This window comes from Acinetobacter sp. FL (assembly GCF_040744925.1).
Classification (GTDB): domain Bacteria; phylum Pseudomonadota; class Gammaproteobacteria; order Pseudomonadales; family Moraxellaceae; genus Acinetobacter; species Acinetobacter radioresistens.
The window spans coordinates 2,598,965-2,616,657 of the sequence record NZ_CP160437.1; the positions used below are offsets into that span (position 1 = coordinate 2,598,965).

Sequence of the window (17,693 nt, forward strand, 5' to 3'; positions counted from 1 at the left end):
AAGAGGCTTTCGCCTCTTTCTTACCTCGACAGCAAATATTTTAGTCTTTTTGTACTGAACCAAAAATCTTGTCGCCTGCGTCCCCTAGACCCGGCACAATGTACCCCTGTGCATTTAGTCCTTCATCAATTGAAGCAGTAAAAATACGCACATCTGGATGAGCATCTTCTACTTTCTTGATTCCTTCAGGCGCTGCAACCAGGACCATCACCCGGATATCCTTACAGCCACTGGCTTTAAGGACATCAATTGCAGCCACTAGCGAAGCACCTGTGGCCAGCATTGGATCAATAATCATGGCAATACGATTTTGTACATCTGGAACCAGTTTCTTATAGTAAGTCCGCGCTTCTAATGTTTCTTCATCACGTTCAAGCCCCAATACAGAAACTTTGGCGCTCGGAATCAGATTTAAAAAACCGTCCAGCATACCAATGCCGGCACGTAAAATTGGTACTACGGTAATTTTTTTACCGGCAATACGTTGAGTTGTAACTGGTCCTGCCCATCCTGCAATTTCATGGTCAACCACTGGCAGATCCTGTGTTGCTTCATAAGTCAGCAGCATAGTAACTTCCTGAGCCAGTTCACGGAAATTCTTTGTACTGATATCGGCACGACGCAAAAGACCAATTTTATGACGGATTAATGGATGTCGGATTTCTTGAATGGGCACGGGAGAACACCTAAAGAATAAGTTTTAGTTGGAGGCATTATAAATGTTTTTTATATCTGAAATAAGCAAAGCCCCCAATGTCTGGGGGCTTTTTTTGTTAAATCCAATAATTTTTAAGAATTATTGCTGACTTAACATGAAGTGGATTGGAGATAAAATCTCGGCTTGAAGCGCAAGCTTGATCATTGGATCTGGATAGATACCCAGGAACAATACCAGCACAGCTGCACCAAGAACCATTAAACCGCCGACTTTCTGGCCCCAGTGCTTATCTGCATCGATACGCGGTGTCTCAGGCGGCGTCATATACATAACCACCATTACACGCAGGTAGTAATATAGACCAATACCTGAACCTACAATCACCATTGCAGCCAAGAACCAGTGCTGGGTAGTAACTGCTGCCATAACTACAAGAAACTTACCAATGAAGCCTGCAGTCAACGGAATACCGGCTAAAGACAGCATCATGACAGTTAAGGTTGCAGTCAGAACCGGACGGCGCCAGAACAGACCTCGGTAATCTGCCAGTGATTCAGCTTCATCCAGATTATTATATGGACTCGACATCAGGGCAACAGCACCGAAAGCGCCGATCGTAGTTAATACATAAGTAATCACGTAAACACTTACACTGCCCAGACTTACATAGGTCATGCTGACCAGTGCAATCAGCAGATAACCGAAATGCGAAATCGATGAATAACCTAGAATGCGCTTTAAGTTTACTTGACGAACTGCCAGCAGGTTACCGACCAGAATCGATAGAACTGCAATAATGGTAATAATAGTCACTAGTGACTCAATCAGGATCGCACCTGAAGTGAGTATATAGCGCACAAACAGGCCAATAGTCGCTACTTTTGCTGCGGTAGCAAGGAAGGTTGCCATCGGTGCTGGTGCACCTGCATAAACATCAGGCGTCCATTTATGAAATGGCGCCAGCGATAGTTTAAATGCAATAGCAAAGATAATCAGTCCCAGACCAATAATTACCATTGGTTGCTGGATTGCCTGCATGAGTGCCTGTACAGAGTCATAGAATGACAGTGAGCCAGTATAAGCATAGATATATGCCATACCCATCAGCAGCATAGCTGAAGCAGTAGCTGACAGCACCAGGTACTTCACACCAGATTCAAGAGAACGGGCGCGCTGATGTGTATAGGCCAGCAAACCGTAAACCGGAATTGACATCAGTTCGAGGCTGATAAAGAAAGATGCATAGTGACTGCTTGAAACCATCAGCATTGCACCAGCCACTGAAGTCAGTAGCAGAATATACAGCTCTTCACGGTTACTCTTATAGGTCTCGATATAAGCATGAGACAGTGTTGAACAGGCCAGTGCAGCAATCAAGATCAGTAACTGGTACAGCATGGTAAATGGATCAACCATAAACATGCCCATAACATTCGCCGGTACAAAATGACCACCGAACATTTCCATCAGGATATAGATGACGGACAGGTTTAAACCCACTACTGTGGCAGTAGCAATCAGGTTATGGTTACGTTTGATTGCCGTGAGGATCATTACCACGATCGCAGTTAAGGCCACGATCATCACAGGAGCTAATGGCATAAGCTCGGAAAATGACATTGTGAAGTTCATGGCTTATTGGATCTCCACATTTTCGAGTTGAGTCGACACCTGCTGGGTGACATCAACGACTTCTTGAACAGGAATGTAGCTATTTGCTAACCACGCCATACTTGAGTTGGACACATCAAGGAAAGTTTGTGGATAGAGACCAAGCCAGACTAGACCTAGCGCACAGATCAGCAGAATTACCATCTCACGAGCATTCAGATCTTTTAATGGATGTGAATAATGCTGCTTTTGTTCTTCATTTGGCACACCAAATAAAGCTTTGTGAATCAGGATTAAACCATACAGACCGGCAAATACCAGACTGACTGCTGCAAGAATTGTAAATACTGGAAATTTTGCATAAGAACCCATCAGGATCAGGAACTCACCAATGAAGTTACCCAAACCAGGAATACCAACTAACGCTGCCACAAAGAACATCAGGAAGAATGGCAGATACTGGAACTGACCGCGAATACCGCCCATCAGACGCATATCACGTGTATGCAGACGCTCATAAATCTGGCCACACATAATAAACAATGCAGCAGACGACAAACCATGAGCCAGCATCATGATCATCAGACCCTGGAAGGTTAGGATATTACCGGCATATAGCGCCAATAACACAAAACCCATGTGCGAAATGGAAGTGTAAGCCAGCAGACGCTTCATGTCTGTTTGCTGGAAAGCACACCATGCGCCGTAAAAAATACCGATCAAACCAAAGATAATAGCGATATTGGCAAAATCTGCAGATGCTGCCGGGAAGAACGGAATAACAAAACGGAGCAAACCATAAGCAGCAGTCTTAATCAGGATCCCTGCAAGGTCAACCGAACCTGCTGTAGGCGCCTGAGCATGGGCATCTGGTAACCAGCCATGTAACGGGAATACTGGCAACTTGACCGCAAACCCGATAAACATACAGATCATAAATGCGTATGCAACTGAAGGCAGCTGAGTGTCCAGCGCATTGGCAACGCCCAGCAGATAGTTATAGCTGAAGTTGATAGTACCGGTCATCATATAACCGTAAATCACCAGCCCCAGAATACCGATCAGCATGATCAGGCCTGCAACCTGCGTATAAATAAAGAACTTGGTTGCCGCATAAACACGCGAACGTCCATTTGAACCTTTATGTCCCCAAAGTGCGATCAGGAAGTAGATCGGCACCAGCATCATCTCCCAGAAGAAGAAGAACAGGAACATGTCGATAGCCAGAAATACCCCGATGACTCCACCTAGAGACCATAATAAGTTCAGGTGGAAGAAACCAACATTTTTCTGGATTTCACCCCATGAACAGCCTACTGCCAGCACACCAAGAAGTGCTGTCAGGCCGACCATGAGTAAAGAAAGTCCATCTACTGCCAAGTGGATATTGATACCCAGGGTTTGAATCCAAGGTAGTGCAAACTCTGCAGACCAGGTTGGAACCTTCTGGCCCAAGCTATAGTCATAAGTACCAGTCTGCCAAAGAGCAATGGTCAGACCCAAAGTAACGAGCATGCCAATTAAAGCAATCCAGCGTGGTAGATGTTGGTCGAGCTTGTCGACCAGCCAGCAAATAAAACCTGCAATGAACGGAACAAGGATCAGCGCGGGTAAAATTAAATTGTTTTCCATTTTATTTCCCCACTACCTGAATCACGATCAGGATCATCAGCAACACCACTACCCCGAGTGACATGCTAGATGCGTATTCACGTAGCAAACCGGTTTGACGAGAACTTGTAAAGCTGTTGCCGCTTTTAACTAGCGCAGGCAGAACCAGCCACAGACTGTCAATCGGATCACGACCCATGATCTTTGCGATGAGCAAATATGGTTTTACAAAAACAAGATGATAAAGGGCATCGAAGCCAAAAGCATTACGCCAGATATTGGCAATACCTGTACCAAACGATGTATTGGCAATGCTTTTTACGACATTGTAAGCAAAAGCAAACAGGATAATTCCCACGATCAGACCAGCAATTGCAACACCGCTTGCTAGATGCTCGGCATGTGCAACCGCATCTTCCAGTGTTTCAGGAATACTAAATGCAGGAATAGCTGTAGCCAGAAGCTTATTTACTGGACCTTGCAAGAAGTAACCCAAACCGGTTGACAACGCTGCAAGGATTGCCAGCGGACCCCAATAGGTCACTCCCTTGATTTCATGCGCATGAGTCTTCTCTTCACCAAAGAATACTACCCAGATCAAGCGGAATGTATAAATTGAAGTGAGGAAAGCACCCACTACCCCTACCCAGTACAATGTATTATAAAGTGGCAGGTTGGACATGGCTGACTGTGCATAAACTGCACCAAGGATCGCATCTTTAGAGAAGAAGCCCACGGTCACAATTGGTAACGCTGCCAGTGCACCACCACCAATAACAAAGCACCAGAACACAAATGGAATTTTCTTGCGTAAACCACCCATTTTGAAAATGTTCTGTTCATGATGACAAGCCAGAATCACTGCACCTGAAGACAGGAACAGTAATGCTTTAAAGAAAGCATGTGCCAGCATGTGGAACAGCCCTGCTTGATAAGCTTCTGCACCAACCGCCATAAACATGTAACCCAGCTGACTCATGGTTGAGTAAGCCAGAATACGTTTGATATCGGTCTGTACCAAGGCAGCAAAACCAGCAACCAGCAAAGTAACCGCACCAGTAATAGAGATAAACTGCATCACTTCTGGCGCCATTTCCATTACAGCAAACATACGGCAGGTCAGGTAGACACCTGCAGTTACCATAGTAGCGGCATGGATCAGTGCAGAAACAGGTGTTGGACCTGCCATTGCATCTGCAAGCCAGGTCTGCAGTGGTATCTGTGCAGATTTACCGGCTGCTCCAAGGAATAACATTAAAGCAGTCCAGATAGATAGTGACGAGCTTAGAGTCATGACCTGAGCCGCATTTGCCACGATATACTGGATATTTAATGTTCCGAACTGTTGATAAAGCAGGAATAATGCAATCAGCAGGAATACGTCACCTACACGAGTCACGGTAAAGGCTTTAATTGCCGCCCAGCCATTAGCAGGATTCGAATAATAAAAACCGATCAGCAGATATGAACACAGGCCGACGCCTTCCCAGCCCAAGAATAAAAGTGCCAGGTTATCGCCAAGTACTAACAACAACATGCTTGCTACAAACAGGTTGAAGTAAGAGAAAAAGCGTGCATAACCTTCTTCACCACGCATATACCACGAAGCAAAGATATGGATCAGAAAGCCTACCCCAGTAATCATACCGGTCATCAATAAAGATAGACCATCCAGATGCAGACTAATGCCAGGAGCAAATGTACCAACACTGAACCAGGTCCACAAATGCTGAACCTGAGCCACTGAACCATTACCTACAAACTCTATACCAGCAATCAGTGCGATCAGAGCAGACAGTCCTACTGAGCCTGCACCGATTACTGCAGAGATATTTTCAGAAAGCTTATCGCGTCCTGCCGCCAACAAGAGAAAACCGATTAGCGGGAATAATACTGTTAAATATAAATAGCTCATCCGCGCATCTCACTAGCAGCATCCACATCCAGATGATGGAAGCGATGATAAAACTGAAGGACGATCGCGAGACCGATACAAGCCTCTGCTGCTGCCAAGGTCAGAATCAGGATAAACATAATCTGTCCATCCGGCTGTGCCCAAGCACTACCCGCCAATACAAATGCCAATGCTGCTGCATTCATCATGACTTCAAGGCTCATTAACATAAACAAAAGGTTACGTCGTACCATTACACCATAAAAGCCCAGTGCAAAAAGAATGGTCGCGACAATCAAACCATGTTCTAGAGGGATGTTACCCATTATTGTTTTCCTCTTCTGCACCCGGCTCACGTCGACCAATATGGAATGCAGCAACCAGCGAAGCCAGAAGCAGCATTGCGGCAACCTCAACCAATAATAAATAATGTGTAAAGAGTGACTGACCTACAGCCTTGGGTCCGATAATTTCACGGCCGAGCATAGCACCTGCAGTAGTGTATTCACCACCGAGCATCCACACTAAAATCAGCCCCATCAGGAATGACATCAGTGCCGGGTAGGCCCAAGCAGATGAGTTTAACCATTTACGCTCCTGCTCCATGGTTTGCTGCCCCAGATTCAGCATCATAACCACAAACACGAACAGCACCATAATAGCGCCTGCATAAACGATCACTTCAAGTGCACCAGCAAACGGCGCACCTACGATCAGAAAAATACCTGCTACTGCCAGAAGTGAAACAATCAGGCTGAGTAAAGCGTGTACCGGATTGGTGTTGGTTACCACACGAATCGTCGAGATAATGGCCACAAGAGCCATTAGATAAAATGGCCACATCATGGTAATAGACTCCGTACATCAATAGGTGCACTTTCTTTTTGTGCCTGACCTTTGTCTTTGCCTTCGATTGCCATACCTGCTACACGATAGAAATTGTAGTCAGGATATTTGCCAGGACCAGAAATTAGCAGATGTTCTTTTTCATAAACCAGATCCTGACGAACATATTCACCAAGTTCAAAGTCAGGTGTCAGCTGAATGGCTGTGGTTGGGCATGCTTCTTCACACATACCGCAGAAGATACAACGTGAAAAGTTGATACGGAAAAATTCCGGATACCAGCGGCCATCTTCTTTCTCTGCCTTTTGCAGTGAAATACAGCCTACTGGACAGGCGACAGCACACAGGTTGCAGGCAACACAACGCTCTTCACCATCCGGGTCACGTGTCAGAATAATCCGTCCACGATAACGTGGCGGTACGATCTGCTCAGCAGGTACTTCCGGATATAAAATGGTGTCACGTTTACGTCCGACATGGGTGAAGACCATCCATAGCGTACGAACAATTGACCCAACTCCAGCTAGAATTTTATACATTTTTAACTCCCTGCTGTCCTAGGCCGCATTCATCAGAATAACAGCGCCAGTTACCAATAGGTTTACTAACGCCAATGGCAGACACACTTTCCAGCCAAAATTCATCACTTGGTCATATCGTGGACGCATAAGTGAACCACGAGCCAATACAAACATCATGACAAAGAAAGCAGTTTTAATAATGAACCAAAATGCTGGTGGCAAGAACGGAATTTCAAGATTGAATGGTGCAAGCCATCCACCAAAGAACAGAGTTACAATCAGGGCAGAAATCAGGATGATATTGACGTATTCAGCAACGAAGAACATCCCCCATTTCATACCACCATATTCAACATGGTAACCTTCTGCAAGTTCCTGTTCGGCTTCCGGCTGGTCAAATGGATGACGGTGAGTCACCGCTACGCCTGCGACTACGAAGATCATAAAACCAAGGAACTGCGGAATGATAAACCACATGTCACGCTGGGCTTCTACAATTTCACGCAGGTTGAAAGAACCTGCAATTGCAACTACACCCATCAGTGAAATACCCAGGAAGACTTCATAAGAAATCGTTTGGGCTGCAGAACGCAGGCCACCCAGTAATGCGTACTTGTTGTTTGAAGACCAGCCGCCAAATAATACGGCATAAACTGCAATACCAGCCATCGCCATAAAGAACAGCAGGCCGATACTCATATCGGCTACGCCCAGAGATGGTGATACAGGTATCACCATAAATGAGAGTACTGCAGTTGCCATCGCAACCGCAGGTGCCAGACGGAATGTCAGTTTGTCAGAGAATTTTGGTGTCCAGTCTTCCTTGAACATGATTTTAAGCATGTCGGCTACGATCTGGAACATACCGCCTGGACCTACACGGTTCGGACCATAACGGTCCTGCCAGACAGCCAGCAGGCGACGCTCAATAAAAGACATCAGTGCTGCCATTAATACCACCACCAGCAGTACGATAATGGCCTGTACTACCATAAAGGTAGTTTCCCAGCCGGCTGCCCATTGCGGTAGTACGCGTAAGGTTTCGTTCATGATTACACTCCTACCGCAACTGATACAGGCTCAGCCAAGGATACCGTAGGCGCCAGTCCTACCGGATAACCGATATAACCTGTCGGTAAATATTCAATCACTTGTACAGGAAGGCTGATGGAGGTATCCCCTGTTTTAACAGTAATACGCTGACCATCTTGTACATTGAGGCGGCTGGCATCCTGTTCACCTACAGCAAACATCGCTTCAGGAATACGGGTTTCCATCGCTGGTGTTTTAACAGTGAACTCACCAGAAGCAAAGATGTGATGCATTGGAACCAGGCGGAAGCTTTCTGCATTTGCCAGAACTGCAGCAGGTGCAACATAGCTACGTGCCGGGCGTTTAGCCAGACGGTCAAACAGACGCACGCCGGAGTCTCCACCTTTTAAATGGCCACCGACTTCATCTTGATATTTATTCCAGGCTTGTGGCGAGTTCCAACCCGCAGCCCAGGCAAATGGTACCAGAGATGATGCTTTTTGCGGACCCACATAACCTTCCATAGAAAAGGTTAATGCAGAGTCAATATCTGTTGGCTGTTTTGGCTCATGTACAGAAAGCGGCGCACGCATTGCAGTACGACCAGAATAGCGACGTGGTTCACGCGCAATTTTCAGACCATGGATACGATAGCCTGCGTCTGGAGCAACATCTTGGATCGCTTCAAGTACAGGTACATTTTTGGCGACACTTTCAATGACATCATCCAGTACAGTCCAGCTAATGTTCTTGTCTTCAAGACCGGTCTGTAAAGCATGCAGCCAGCGCCAAGACTCCTTGATCGCATAAGCAGGGTTATAGTATGACGGATCATAAACCTGATAGTAACGCTGTGCGCGACCTTCCTGACTAACTACCGTACCATCTCCTTCAGCAAAGCTTGCAGCAGACAATACAATCGATGCTTGAGCAACAGTCGCTGTATCAGAATGGTCCAATACAATAACCTCAGCCGCTTTAGCCAGTGCGGCATCAATACGGGTAGCTGGCAGACGACGATACAAATCGTTTTCAACCACAATTACTGCATCATAATCCTGTGCAAACGCCTGTTCGAGACTTAAGCCACCAAGCAGAGCCAGCCCCATTGAGTTCACTTCAGGAACAGTCAGGCTTAAACCGGCATGAGCACCCAGATTTTGTGCGACCTGTGCAGCAGCTTCCATAATGGCAGCATCTTGCAAGCTGGTGCCTGAAATGATCAAAGGTTTTTTCGCAGCTTTCAGGGTATCAGCAATAGTCTGTGCAAATGCAGATGCACTGTCATCCAGACCAGTAATGGTTTCACCCGCTACTGCTTGTGCGACCGCAAAGCCTAAACGCGCGATATCGTTTGGAGAAGCAACCACTTCACCTGTAGCGACATCTGCCAGTCGGGTCTGGGTTGCAGCCAAGATATAGATCGGAGATTTTGCATCTTGAGCAATACGCTTGACCGGTTCAGCCAGCCATTCTTGAGTACGGCGCTCTGCAGCCATTTCTTTGGCTTTATTTTTTGCAGCCTGACGTACAGACAAGGCCATACGTGGTGCGGTCTGGGTCAGATCTTCACCTAAAATCAGAACAGCATCATAGCTTTCAATTTCACGCATGCTCGGGTTATAAATTCCCTCAGTCTGCATGATAGCTGCGGCTAGCTCGACCAGTGACTGCTCTTTCTGGTTCATACCTGTTGAGTAGTTTTCCTGCCCAACCAGTTCGCGTAGTGCAAAGTTAGACTCAAGGCTGGCACGTGGCGAACCAATTCCCAGAACTTTTTTACCTTTTAACTTGGCAATAGTTTGATCCAGCGCTTCATCTACAGTTGCGGTAGTCACTGTGGTACCTGAACGGAACTGCGGTTGACGTGGACGGTCGGCACGGTTGACATAACCGGTACCAAAACGACCCTTGTCACACAGGAAGTACTGGTTTACTTCTCCGTTAAACCGGTTTTCAACACGGCGCAGCTCACCATAACGCTCGCCCGGAGAGATATTACATCCTGAAGAACAGCCTTGGCATACGCTCGGCGCATACTGCATATCCCATTTACGGTTATAACGCTCTGAGTGAGTTTTATCAGTGAACACGCCAGTTGGACAGATTTCTGTCAGATTTCCAGAGAATTCAGATTCCAAGGCACCTGATTCCGGACGACCGAAATACACACGTGACGCGTTGGCATATACGCCCAGGTCAGTACCGCCGGCATAGTCATTGTAATAACGTACACAGCGGTAACATGCGATACAGCGGTTCATTTCATGTGCAATAAATGAACCCAGTTCCTGATTGTAATGCGTCCGCTTGGTAAAGCGGTAACGACGGCGGTCATGACCGGTCATCACAGTCATATCCTGCAAGTGACAGTGGCCGCCCTCTTCGCATACCGGACAGTCATGCGGGTGGTTTGTCATCAAGAATTCAATGACAGACTCACGAAAATCTACCGCTTCCTTATCCTCAATCGAAATATAGGTATTGTCAGCCGCGGGGGTCATACATGACATAACCAGACGACCGCGCGTATCCTCAGGATTTGCATACTGGGTTACTGCACATTGACGGCAGGAACCTACAGAGCCTAAGGATGGATGCCAACAAAAATACGGAATATCGATACCCAGTGACAGACAGGCCTGTAGCAGGTTTTCTGAGCCGTCAACTTCGTATGATTTTCCATCGACATGAATTGTAGCCATAGTCGAATTCCTTAAGCTTGTTCTGCTTCACGAGCTGGAGCATGATCTTTGATCTTCGCTTCGAACTCATGACGCCAATATTTTAATGCGCTCTGTAGCGGTTCCATCGCACCTGGTGCGTGGGCACAGAATGTTTTGCCAATCCACAATTTCTTGGTGAGTTCCTGAAGATGCTGGATATCCTCCATCTTGCCTTCACCATTTTCAATTGAACGCAGTGCTTTCACACTCCATGGCAAACCATCACGGCATGGTGTACACCAGCCACAAGATTCACGCGCAAAGAATTCTTCTAAATTACGGGTCGCTGAAACCATGCACTGGTTCTCATCAAACACCATTAGCAAGCAGGTTCCCAGACGAGAGCCAGCTTTCATGATACTGTCAGAGTCCATTGGCAGATCAATATGATCGGCGGTCAGAAAGTCTGTTGATGCACCACCTGGCAGCCAGGCTTTCAGTTTCAGTCCATCACGCATACCACCGGCATGCTCTTCAATGACTTCACGTGCCGTAGTACCAAATGGCAGCTCCCATAGTCCCGGAAATTTTACCTTGCCTGATGCACCATAAATTTTGGTACCAGGATCTTTAGACTTGCCTGCAGACAGACCGATATACCATTCCGGACCACGCAGCATAATCGCTGGCAGATTGTTGTAAGTCTCTACGTTGTTGACAATTGTAGGACGTCCCCAAGCACCTGCGACCTGTGGAAATGGCGGTTTGGTACGCGGATTGGCACGGCGGCCTTCTAGCGAGTTGATCAGTGCAGTTTCTTCGCCACAGATATAACGTCCTGCACCAGTGTGCACGTACATTTCAAAGTTCCAGCCAGTATCCAGGATATTTTCACCCAAATAACCTTTGGCACGGATCTGTTCCAAAGCTTCATTTAAATACTGTGCAGCTTCGATATACTCGCCACGGATGAAGATATAACCATGAGTCGCCTCCAGGGTATAACCTGCTATCAGCATACCTTCGATCAGCTGATGCGGTAAACGCTCCATCAGCAAACGGTCTTTGAATGTACCTGGTTCCATCTCATCGGCGTTACAGATCAGGTAACGTGGTCCTGAATTATCATTTGGCGCCATCAGCGACCATTTGATACCCGCCGGAAAGCCTGCACCACCACGCCCTTTAACGGTTGCAGCTTTGACAATTTCCAGTACATCTTTTGGCGGCATACCTAGCGCTTTTTTAAAGCCTTCATAACCTTCAAGCGTTTCATAGTCATCAGCACTACGTACATGCTCTTGTTTACTTAGACGCCAAGTTAATGGATGAGTTTCCGGGTTACCGTCGCCGTAAATTGGTTTTGGTTCGGTATTCATACATACTTCTCCAATAACTGTTGGATAGAGGTCACTTCAACCAGACCGTGAGTATCTCCATCAATCATTAACGTTGGGCCTTTGTCACAGTTACCCAGGCAGCAGATTGGTAGCAAGGTAAAACGGCCATCAGCAGTCGTTTGACCAAACTGGATGCCAAGTTCACGCTGAAATGCTTCTGCCAAAGTTTCTGCACCCATCAGGAAGCATGCAATCGAATCACACAACAGGATCACATGACGCCCTACAGGCTGGCGATAAATACGGTTGTAAAACGTTGCAACGCCTTCCAGATCAGCAGTACTGATTGAAAGCAGCTGGGCAATCGCATTAAGCTGGGCATCATCTACCCAGCCGTTACGGCGCTGCACACATTTTAGTGCGTCCAGTGAAGCCGCACGTGCATAGGGATAATGACCAATGTGATGCTGAATTTCATGGATTTCTTCAGAAGTTAAAATCCCTTCGACATTCACACGTGGTTTTTTGTCAGTCAAAATCATCATAATGCGTTACCCCTTAGCGATCCACGTCTGCCATTACGACATCAATAGTCGCTAAATAAATGATCAAGTCAGACACAAGGCTGCCATTAATCACAGAAGGAATTTGCTGCAAGTGCGTGAAGGTCGGCGTACGGATACGGGTACGATAGCTCATCGTTGACTTGTCTGAAGTCAAATAATAAGTTGACGCGCCTTTAACCACCTCTGCCATCACTGCGGATTCACCTGCTGGCATTACAGGTCCCCAAGACACACTCAAGAAGTGGGTAATCAGGGTTTCAATATCTTTTAAAGTTTTATCTTTTGGTGGTGGTACAGCCAGTGGATGGTCTGCCTTATAAGCACCAGAAGGCATATTATCCAAACATTGCTTGATAATTTTCAGTGCTTCGTTAATTTCATGGAAGTGAACCATGACACGCGCGTAAGCATCACCTTCATACTCTACTGGTACTTCAAAGTCGTAGTTTTCATAACCGCTATATGGACGGTATTTACGCACATCAAAATCAATACCTGTCGCACGCAAACCTGTACCCGTTACGCCCCAAGCCAATGCTGCTTTAGCATCATACTGTGCCACATTTTTGGTACGACCCATAAACACCGAGTTGCGAAGTGCAGCCGTATAGTATTCATTCATCCGTTTCGGCATCCACTCAAGGATTTCACGGATGAGTTTCTGCCAGTTATTTGGCAGATCATGTGCAGTACCACCAATACGGAACCAGGCCGGATGCATACGGAAACCGGTAATAGCTTCAATTGCATCATAAATTTTCTGGCGATCGGCGAACATATAGAACACCGGAGTCATACCACCGGCATCCTGAATCGCAGTACCGATATATAACAGATGGTTATTGATGCGAAACAGCTCTGACATCATGACACGAATACACTGTGCACGATCTGGCACAGTAATACCAGCCAACTGTTCAATCGACATCAGATAAGGCATGTTCTGAGAACAGCCACCCAGATAGTCTACGCGGTCAGTATAAGGAATGTATGAATGCCAAGTCTGGCGTTCACCCATCTTTTCGGCACCACGATGGTGATAACCAATGTCCGGTACACAGTCCTTAATCTCTTCACCATCTAGCTGCAAGATGACACGGAATGCACCATGCGCAGACGGGTGGTTAGGACCCAGGTTCAGGAACATAAAGTCTTCATCGGCATTGCCGCGTTTTAGACCCCAGTCTTCTGGTACAAAACGCAGATGCTCCTGTTCATAGTCCTGCTTGGCCTTGTCCTGCATATATGGCGTATATTCAGTTGCACGCGCAGAGTACTCTTTACGAAGCGGATGACCTTCCCAGTAAGTTGGCAAGAGAATACGACGAAGCATCGGATGACCTTCGAAGTTAATCCCGAACATGTCATAAGCTTCGCGTTCATACCAGTTGGCATTTGGCCAGATATTGGTAATGGTACCCAGGTTCAAGTCATGCTCATTCAGCGCCACTTTAATCCGGATATCGGTATTGCGCTCAAGCGATAACAAATGATAGAACACAGTAAAGTCTGATGCAGGCAAACCATCACGATGCTGGCGTAAACGCTCATCCATCGCAGACAAGTCAAATAGCATCACATACGGCTTACTTACCGTACGCAAGAACATCAGCACTTCTTGTACACGTGCGCGTTCGACCCAGACCGTCGGAAAATTTTCACAAGTCGGTTGCACGTAGAAGTTCTCACCAAACTTGGTTTTGAGTTCTTCTACAATTGCAAATGCTGGGCGTGAATCAACTGGCGTTGATTCTGGCATAGCAATGTCAGTTTCAGCCATTGGCTTGGCTTCCTATTCAATACAAATTTGGTCAACCCTAACGACAATTACACCCATACGGGTGCATTTAAAAATTCAGTCGCTAAAATTATTCAATTTCATCCATAGAGCGCAAATTAGTCACAGCAATACGCTGAGCCTGTTTACGGTCCCGTTCCGGCATCATCTTTGGCTTATATACTGGCTGAAGATCATCACCGATTATTGTAGAAAGCGGACGGCGCTCTAATTGAATCTGGTCTTGTAACAGCATCAATGCCTGGAGCAGAGCTTCAGGACGCGGCGGACAGCCTGGTACATATACATCTACAGGAATAATTTTATCTACACCCTGGACTACAGAGTAAATGTCATACATACCGCCCGAGTTGGCGCAGGCACCCATGGAAATAACCCATTTTGGCTCAAGCATCTGTTCATACAGACGCTGAATTACCGGTGCCATTTTGGTAAAACAGGTTCCGGCAACGATCATCAGGTCAGCCTGACGCGGTGAAGCACGGATAACCTCGGCACCAAAGCGTGACATATCATGAACGCCTGTTAAGGTCGTTGCATACTCTACATAACAGCAAGATGTACCAAAGTTAAAAGGCCAGATAGAATTTTTACGGCCCCAGTTTACAGCTGTGTGCAGCACGTCCTCTAAACGGGTCATGAACACATTTTTATTCACTTCACTCTCAAGCGGATCAGTTACGATTTGACGCTCTTGAAGCGGATATTGCTCAGCATCTGGATTCGCACGGGTTAAGGTATATTTCATCCCGAGTTACTCCTGTTCAGATGTCAAAACAGTCGATGTTTTTTGTTTCATACGACCTGAGGATTGAGCTGGAATCTGACCCGTTGGGTCCATCACCAGCTCGTCGATAGAGTTGAAGCGGGTAATTTCTGCAAGATCCATATTAGGTGAGCCTACTTTAGGTTTAATCCCTGCTGCTTTACGCTTGTCTGAAGGTGCCCAGTTCAGTGCACCTGTCGACATTTCGTAAATCAAACCAACGAGTAAAACTAAAATAAATACAGCGGCTGTTGCAAAACCGATCCAGCCCACTTCGCGCACAGAAGATGCCCATGCATAAAGATAGAGAGCTTCAAGGTCAAATACCACGAAGAAAATAGCAACAAGATAGAACTTTGCAGACAAGCGAATACGTGCACCACCGGCACTCACTACACCTGATTCAAACTGTTCCTGCTTGGCACGCCCCCATGATTTACCCCCAAGGAGTAAGGGAACTGTCAGCATAAAAACACAAAGAAATGTAACGCCGATCACGAAAGCAATAATTGCCCAATCGTATGGAGTAATGGCACTCATGCGGGGATAACTCCTGGCAGGCCTATATTAACAAAGAATGTATGTATTGGCCGTTTAAATATACCAAACATAAAATTAATCCCGCCAATTGTACCTGATTTATGATTTGACTTGCTAGTTAAAGGCACTTAGTCTTTTGGATGATTTTTTATTCGTTTTTAAACCTATATAGACAAGTCTTGTACTTTTACAGCCATAAAATCGGTTAAAAAAATAATATTCTCAAGCTCTATTGTTTTTTCATATTAATATTCTTTTCTAACATCCCTATTCTTTCAGTTTACATTTTTCTTGATCTTGCTTTAAAACATGACTGTATTTATAAATATTACTCAACTATGATCAACATTTAAACAACAATGCTTTATTAACTTTTTATGAGACTGTAATTATATATCTTGCAAGGCTTAGCTCATGCCCTATTTTCAAGGAAGAATACTAAAGGTTCAGGCATGGCAATACTTCTTCATCTTCGCAATAATGATTTTCGCTTGCTGCATGTGGGGTATTGCAACCCGTCCTTTTAATCATCTGGCAGCTTTCTGGCCAGCTAACTCCATTCTCTTGGGTTGCTTGGCACGCTTTCCGGCTACCCGAAATGCCTATACTTTAGCAGGTGCTTTTACTGGTTATGTAGTTTCAGACCTTCTGTCATTTCACTCATGGTGTATTGCCCTTGGTTTTACTACTGCCAATTTGCTCTATGTAATTATTGCCTTTGCCTTTTATATAAAATTTCGCCCTTATTTTCGTCTACTGCACCAGGGCTATTTTTATTTGTTTCTGCTTTTATTCTGCTGCATAGGCAGTTTGGTTAGCTCACTCTTTATTGCCAGTCTATTTCCTCAATTAGATACCAAACTTATTCACGGCTCATTCTGGACTATTTTTGGTTACTGGTTTAGTGCCGAGTTACAGAATGCGATTTTAATTTTGCCTCTTATTTTAAACTTGCCTTATCAAAAAGGAATTCATCAGATCTTTCGCCCAGCAGATGGACCATATAGCTTTCTGCATATCTTACCCATTTTTGTACTGTTATTTTCGTTATCACTCAGTTACTACGATTCAGGCCCAGGCGCCATTCTTTATCCGATTGCAGCATTAATCTGGTGTGCCCTGAATTACCGGCATTTTACTGTGGCACTGATTACATCAATTAGCTGCTTCTATATTGCTTTTTTCATGTCAGATAAATACCTGACACTTTATCCTGAACAGTACTATCTGGAAATGATTTCACTCCGCTTTGGTATTATTACCATGGCAATTGCCCCCTTAACTGTTTCAAGTATTAACCGCATCCGTTCCCAACTGATCCGGGAACTTCAACATCATGTAGCACATGATGAGCTGACTGCCAGCTTAACCCGGCGCCAATTTATGCGCTCTGCTCATTTACTTCTTAGACAGCGCACTCAGAAAAGTCAGTCGCTTGCGGTACTTATGCTTGATATTGATCATTTTAAACTGATCAACGACAAATATGGGCATCAGGCTGGAGATGAGGCATTAAGGGCCTGTGCTGCAGTTATTCGGCGCAGCTTGCGCAGCTATGATCTTTTTGGCCGGTTAGGTGGTGAAGAGTTTGCTATAGTGCTGCTTGATGTTGGTCCTGCTGAGGCATTTGAAATTGCTGAAAGGATAAGAGAAACTTTAAAAACACATATCATCCAGCTAGATGCAGAGACTCAATTTTCTATCCGGATCAGTATCGGTCTGACTTTATTTAATCCGGCAGTCCCACACAATATAGAAGCACTACTGCATAAAGCTGATTTAGCTCTCTACGAAGCTAAACGCTCAGGACGGGACCGTGTTGTGATCACTCAATAATTTTTTGA

At 45.7% G+C, this 17,693-nt stretch carries 15 protein-coding genes; 1 reads left to right on the forward strand and 14 read right to left on the reverse strand.

Going from position 1 to position 17,693, the window contains the following annotated elements; all coding sequences use genetic code 11:
- Positions 1–40: 40 nt before the first annotated feature.
- The 14 genes from upp to ABZP31_RS12230 all read right to left on the reverse strand — a co-directional run bounded on the left by upp (position 41) and on the right by ABZP31_RS12230 (position 15,849).
- Entirely contained in the window at positions 41–676 is a 636-nt protein-coding gene (gene upp, locus ABZP31_RS12165; RefSeq protein ID WP_005018688.1) for a uracil phosphoribosyltransferase, read from the reverse strand.
- A 120-nt stretch (positions 677–796) separates the two neighbouring features.
- Positions 797–2,290, reverse strand: a complete 1,494-nt coding sequence (nuoN, locus tag ABZP31_RS12170; RefSeq protein ID WP_248134156.1) for an NADH-quinone oxidoreductase subunit NuoN — start codon at positions 2,288–2,290, stop codon at positions 797–799.
- 3 nt (positions 2,291–2,293) lie between these two features.
- Positions 2,294–3,901 (reverse strand): NADH-quinone oxidoreductase subunit M, encoded by a 1,608-nt coding sequence (nuoM, locus tag ABZP31_RS12175; protein WP_005018684.1) that lies wholly within the window; start codon positions 3,899–3,901, stop codon positions 2,294–2,296.
- A 1-nt stretch (position 3,902) separates the two neighbouring features.
- Positions 3,903–5,795 (reverse strand): NADH-quinone oxidoreductase subunit L, encoded by a 1,893-nt coding sequence (gene nuoL, locus ABZP31_RS12180; RefSeq protein WP_248134158.1) that lies wholly within the window; start codon positions 5,793–5,795, stop codon positions 3,903–3,905.
- Positions 5,792–6,100 (reverse strand): NADH-quinone oxidoreductase subunit NuoK, encoded by a 309-nt coding sequence (gene nuoK / locus ABZP31_RS12185; protein WP_005018679.1) that lies wholly within the window; start codon positions 6,098–6,100, stop codon positions 5,792–5,794. Before nuoK ends, nuoL begins: the two co-directional genes overlap by 4 nt.
- Complete coding sequence (nuoJ, locus tag ABZP31_RS12190; RefSeq protein ID WP_248134204.1) at positions 6,093–6,617, reverse strand: NADH-quinone oxidoreductase subunit J; 525 nt, start codon at positions 6,615–6,617, stop codon at positions 6,093–6,095. The genes nuoK and nuoJ overlap by 8 nt, the downstream gene beginning before the upstream one ends.
- A complete protein-coding gene (gene nuoI / locus ABZP31_RS12195) occupies positions 6,617–7,159 on the reverse strand; it encodes an NADH-quinone oxidoreductase subunit NuoI (RefSeq protein ID WP_005018674.1) in 543 nt (180 codons plus the stop codon). The genes nuoJ and nuoI overlap by 1 nt, the downstream gene beginning before the upstream one ends.
- An 18-nt stretch (positions 7,160–7,177) precedes the next feature.
- Positions 7,178–8,191 carry an NADH-quinone oxidoreductase subunit NuoH gene (gene nuoH, locus ABZP31_RS12200; RefSeq protein WP_005027679.1) on the reverse strand — a complete coding sequence of 338 codons (1,014 nt, stop codon included), beginning with the start codon at positions 8,189–8,191 and terminating at the stop codon, positions 7,178–7,180.
- A 2-nt stretch (positions 8,192–8,193) separates the two neighbouring features.
- Complete coding sequence (gene nuoG / locus ABZP31_RS12205; RefSeq protein ID WP_119879555.1) at positions 8,194–10,878, reverse strand: NADH-quinone oxidoreductase subunit NuoG; 2,685 nt, start codon at positions 10,876–10,878, stop codon at positions 8,194–8,196.
- 11 nt (positions 10,879–10,889) lie between these two features.
- Positions 10,890–12,218, reverse strand: coding sequence for an NADH-quinone oxidoreductase subunit NuoF (gene nuoF, locus ABZP31_RS12210; protein ID WP_005018667.1), 1,329 nt, complete (start codon positions 12,216–12,218; stop codon positions 10,890–10,892).
- The gene (nuoE, locus tag ABZP31_RS12215) at positions 12,215–12,724 is read right to left on the reverse strand and encodes an NADH-quinone oxidoreductase subunit NuoE (RefSeq protein WP_005018664.1); all 510 of its coding nucleotides are present in this window, start codon (positions 12,722–12,724) and stop codon (positions 12,215–12,217) included. Before nuoE ends, nuoF begins: the two co-directional genes overlap by 4 nt.
- 13 nt (positions 12,725–12,737) lie before the next feature.
- Positions 12,738–14,525, reverse strand: a complete 1,788-nt coding sequence (gene nuoC / locus ABZP31_RS12220) for an NADH-quinone oxidoreductase subunit C/D (RefSeq protein ID WP_005018663.1) — start codon at positions 14,523–14,525, stop codon at positions 12,738–12,740.
- A gap of 88 nt (positions 14,526–14,613) precedes the next feature.
- Complete coding sequence (locus ABZP31_RS12225) at positions 14,614–15,291, reverse strand: NADH-quinone oxidoreductase subunit B family protein (RefSeq protein ID WP_005018660.1); 678 nt, start codon at positions 15,289–15,291, stop codon at positions 14,614–14,616.
- Positions 15,292–15,297: 6 nt separating this feature from the next.
- Positions 15,298–15,849: an NADH-quinone oxidoreductase subunit A gene (locus ABZP31_RS12230; RefSeq protein ID WP_005018657.1), complete on the reverse strand. Its 552-nt coding sequence runs from the start codon at positions 15,847–15,849 to the stop codon at positions 15,298–15,300.
- 414 nt (positions 15,850–16,263) lie between these two features.
- Here ABZP31_RS12230 and ABZP31_RS12235 point away from each other — a divergent pair, with 414 nt between their 5' ends.
- The gene (locus tag ABZP31_RS12235; protein WP_248134160.1) at positions 16,264–17,685 is read left to right on the forward strand and encodes a GGDEF domain-containing protein; all 1,422 of its coding nucleotides are present in this window, start codon (positions 16,264–16,266) and stop codon (positions 17,683–17,685) included.
- Positions 17,686–17,693: the final 8 nt, after the last annotated feature.

Bases quoted from the DNA above. Each gene is read 5' to 3' on its own strand.
- nuoN (WP_248134156.1), bottom strand. From the start codon at position 2,290: ATGAACTTCACAATGTCATTTTCCGAGCTTATGCCATTAGCTCCTGTG.
- nuoM (WP_005018684.1), bottom strand. From the start codon at position 3,901: ATGGAAAACAATTTAATTTTACCCGCGCTGATCCTTGTTCCGTTCATT.
- nuoL (WP_248134158.1), bottom strand. From the start codon at position 5,795: ATGAGCTATTTATATTTAACAGTATTATTCCCGCTAATCGGTTTTCTC.
- nuoK (WP_005018679.1), bottom strand. From the start codon at position 6,100: ATGGGTAACATCCCTCTAGAACATGGTTTGATTGTCGCGACCATTCTT.
- nuoJ (WP_248134204.1), bottom strand. From the start codon at position 6,617: ATGTGGCCATTTTATCTAATGGCTCTTGTGGCCATTATCTCGACGATT.
- nuoI (WP_005018674.1), bottom strand. From the start codon at position 7,159: ATGTATAAAATTCTAGCTGGAGTTGGGTCAATTGTTCGTACGCTATGG.
- nuoH (WP_005027679.1), bottom strand. From the start codon at position 8,191: ATGAACGAAACCTTACGCGTACTACCGCAATGGGCAGCCGGCTGGGAA.
- nuoG (WP_119879555.1), bottom strand. From the start codon at position 10,878: ATGGCTACAATTCATGTCGATGGAAAATCATACGAAGTTGACGGCTCA.
- nuoF (WP_005018667.1), bottom strand. From the start codon at position 12,218: ATGAATACCGAACCAAAACCAATTTACGGCGACGGTAACCCGGAAACT.
- nuoE (WP_005018664.1), bottom strand. From the start codon at position 12,724: ATGATGATTTTGACTGACAAAAAACCACGTGTGAATGTCGAAGGGATT.
- nuoC (WP_005018663.1), bottom strand. From the start codon at position 14,525: ATGGCTGAAACTGACATTGCTATGCCAGAATCAACGCCAGTTGATTCA.
- ABZP31_RS12225 (WP_005018660.1), bottom strand. From the start codon at position 15,291: ATGAAATATACCTTAACCCGTGCGAATCCAGATGCTGAGCAATATCCG.
- ABZP31_RS12230 (WP_005018657.1), bottom strand. From the start codon at position 15,849: ATGAGTGCCATTACTCCATACGATTGGGCAATTATTGCTTTCGTGATC.
- ABZP31_RS12235 (WP_248134160.1), top strand. From the start codon at position 16,264: ATGCCCTATTTTCAAGGAAGAATACTAAAGGTTCAGGCATGGCAATAC.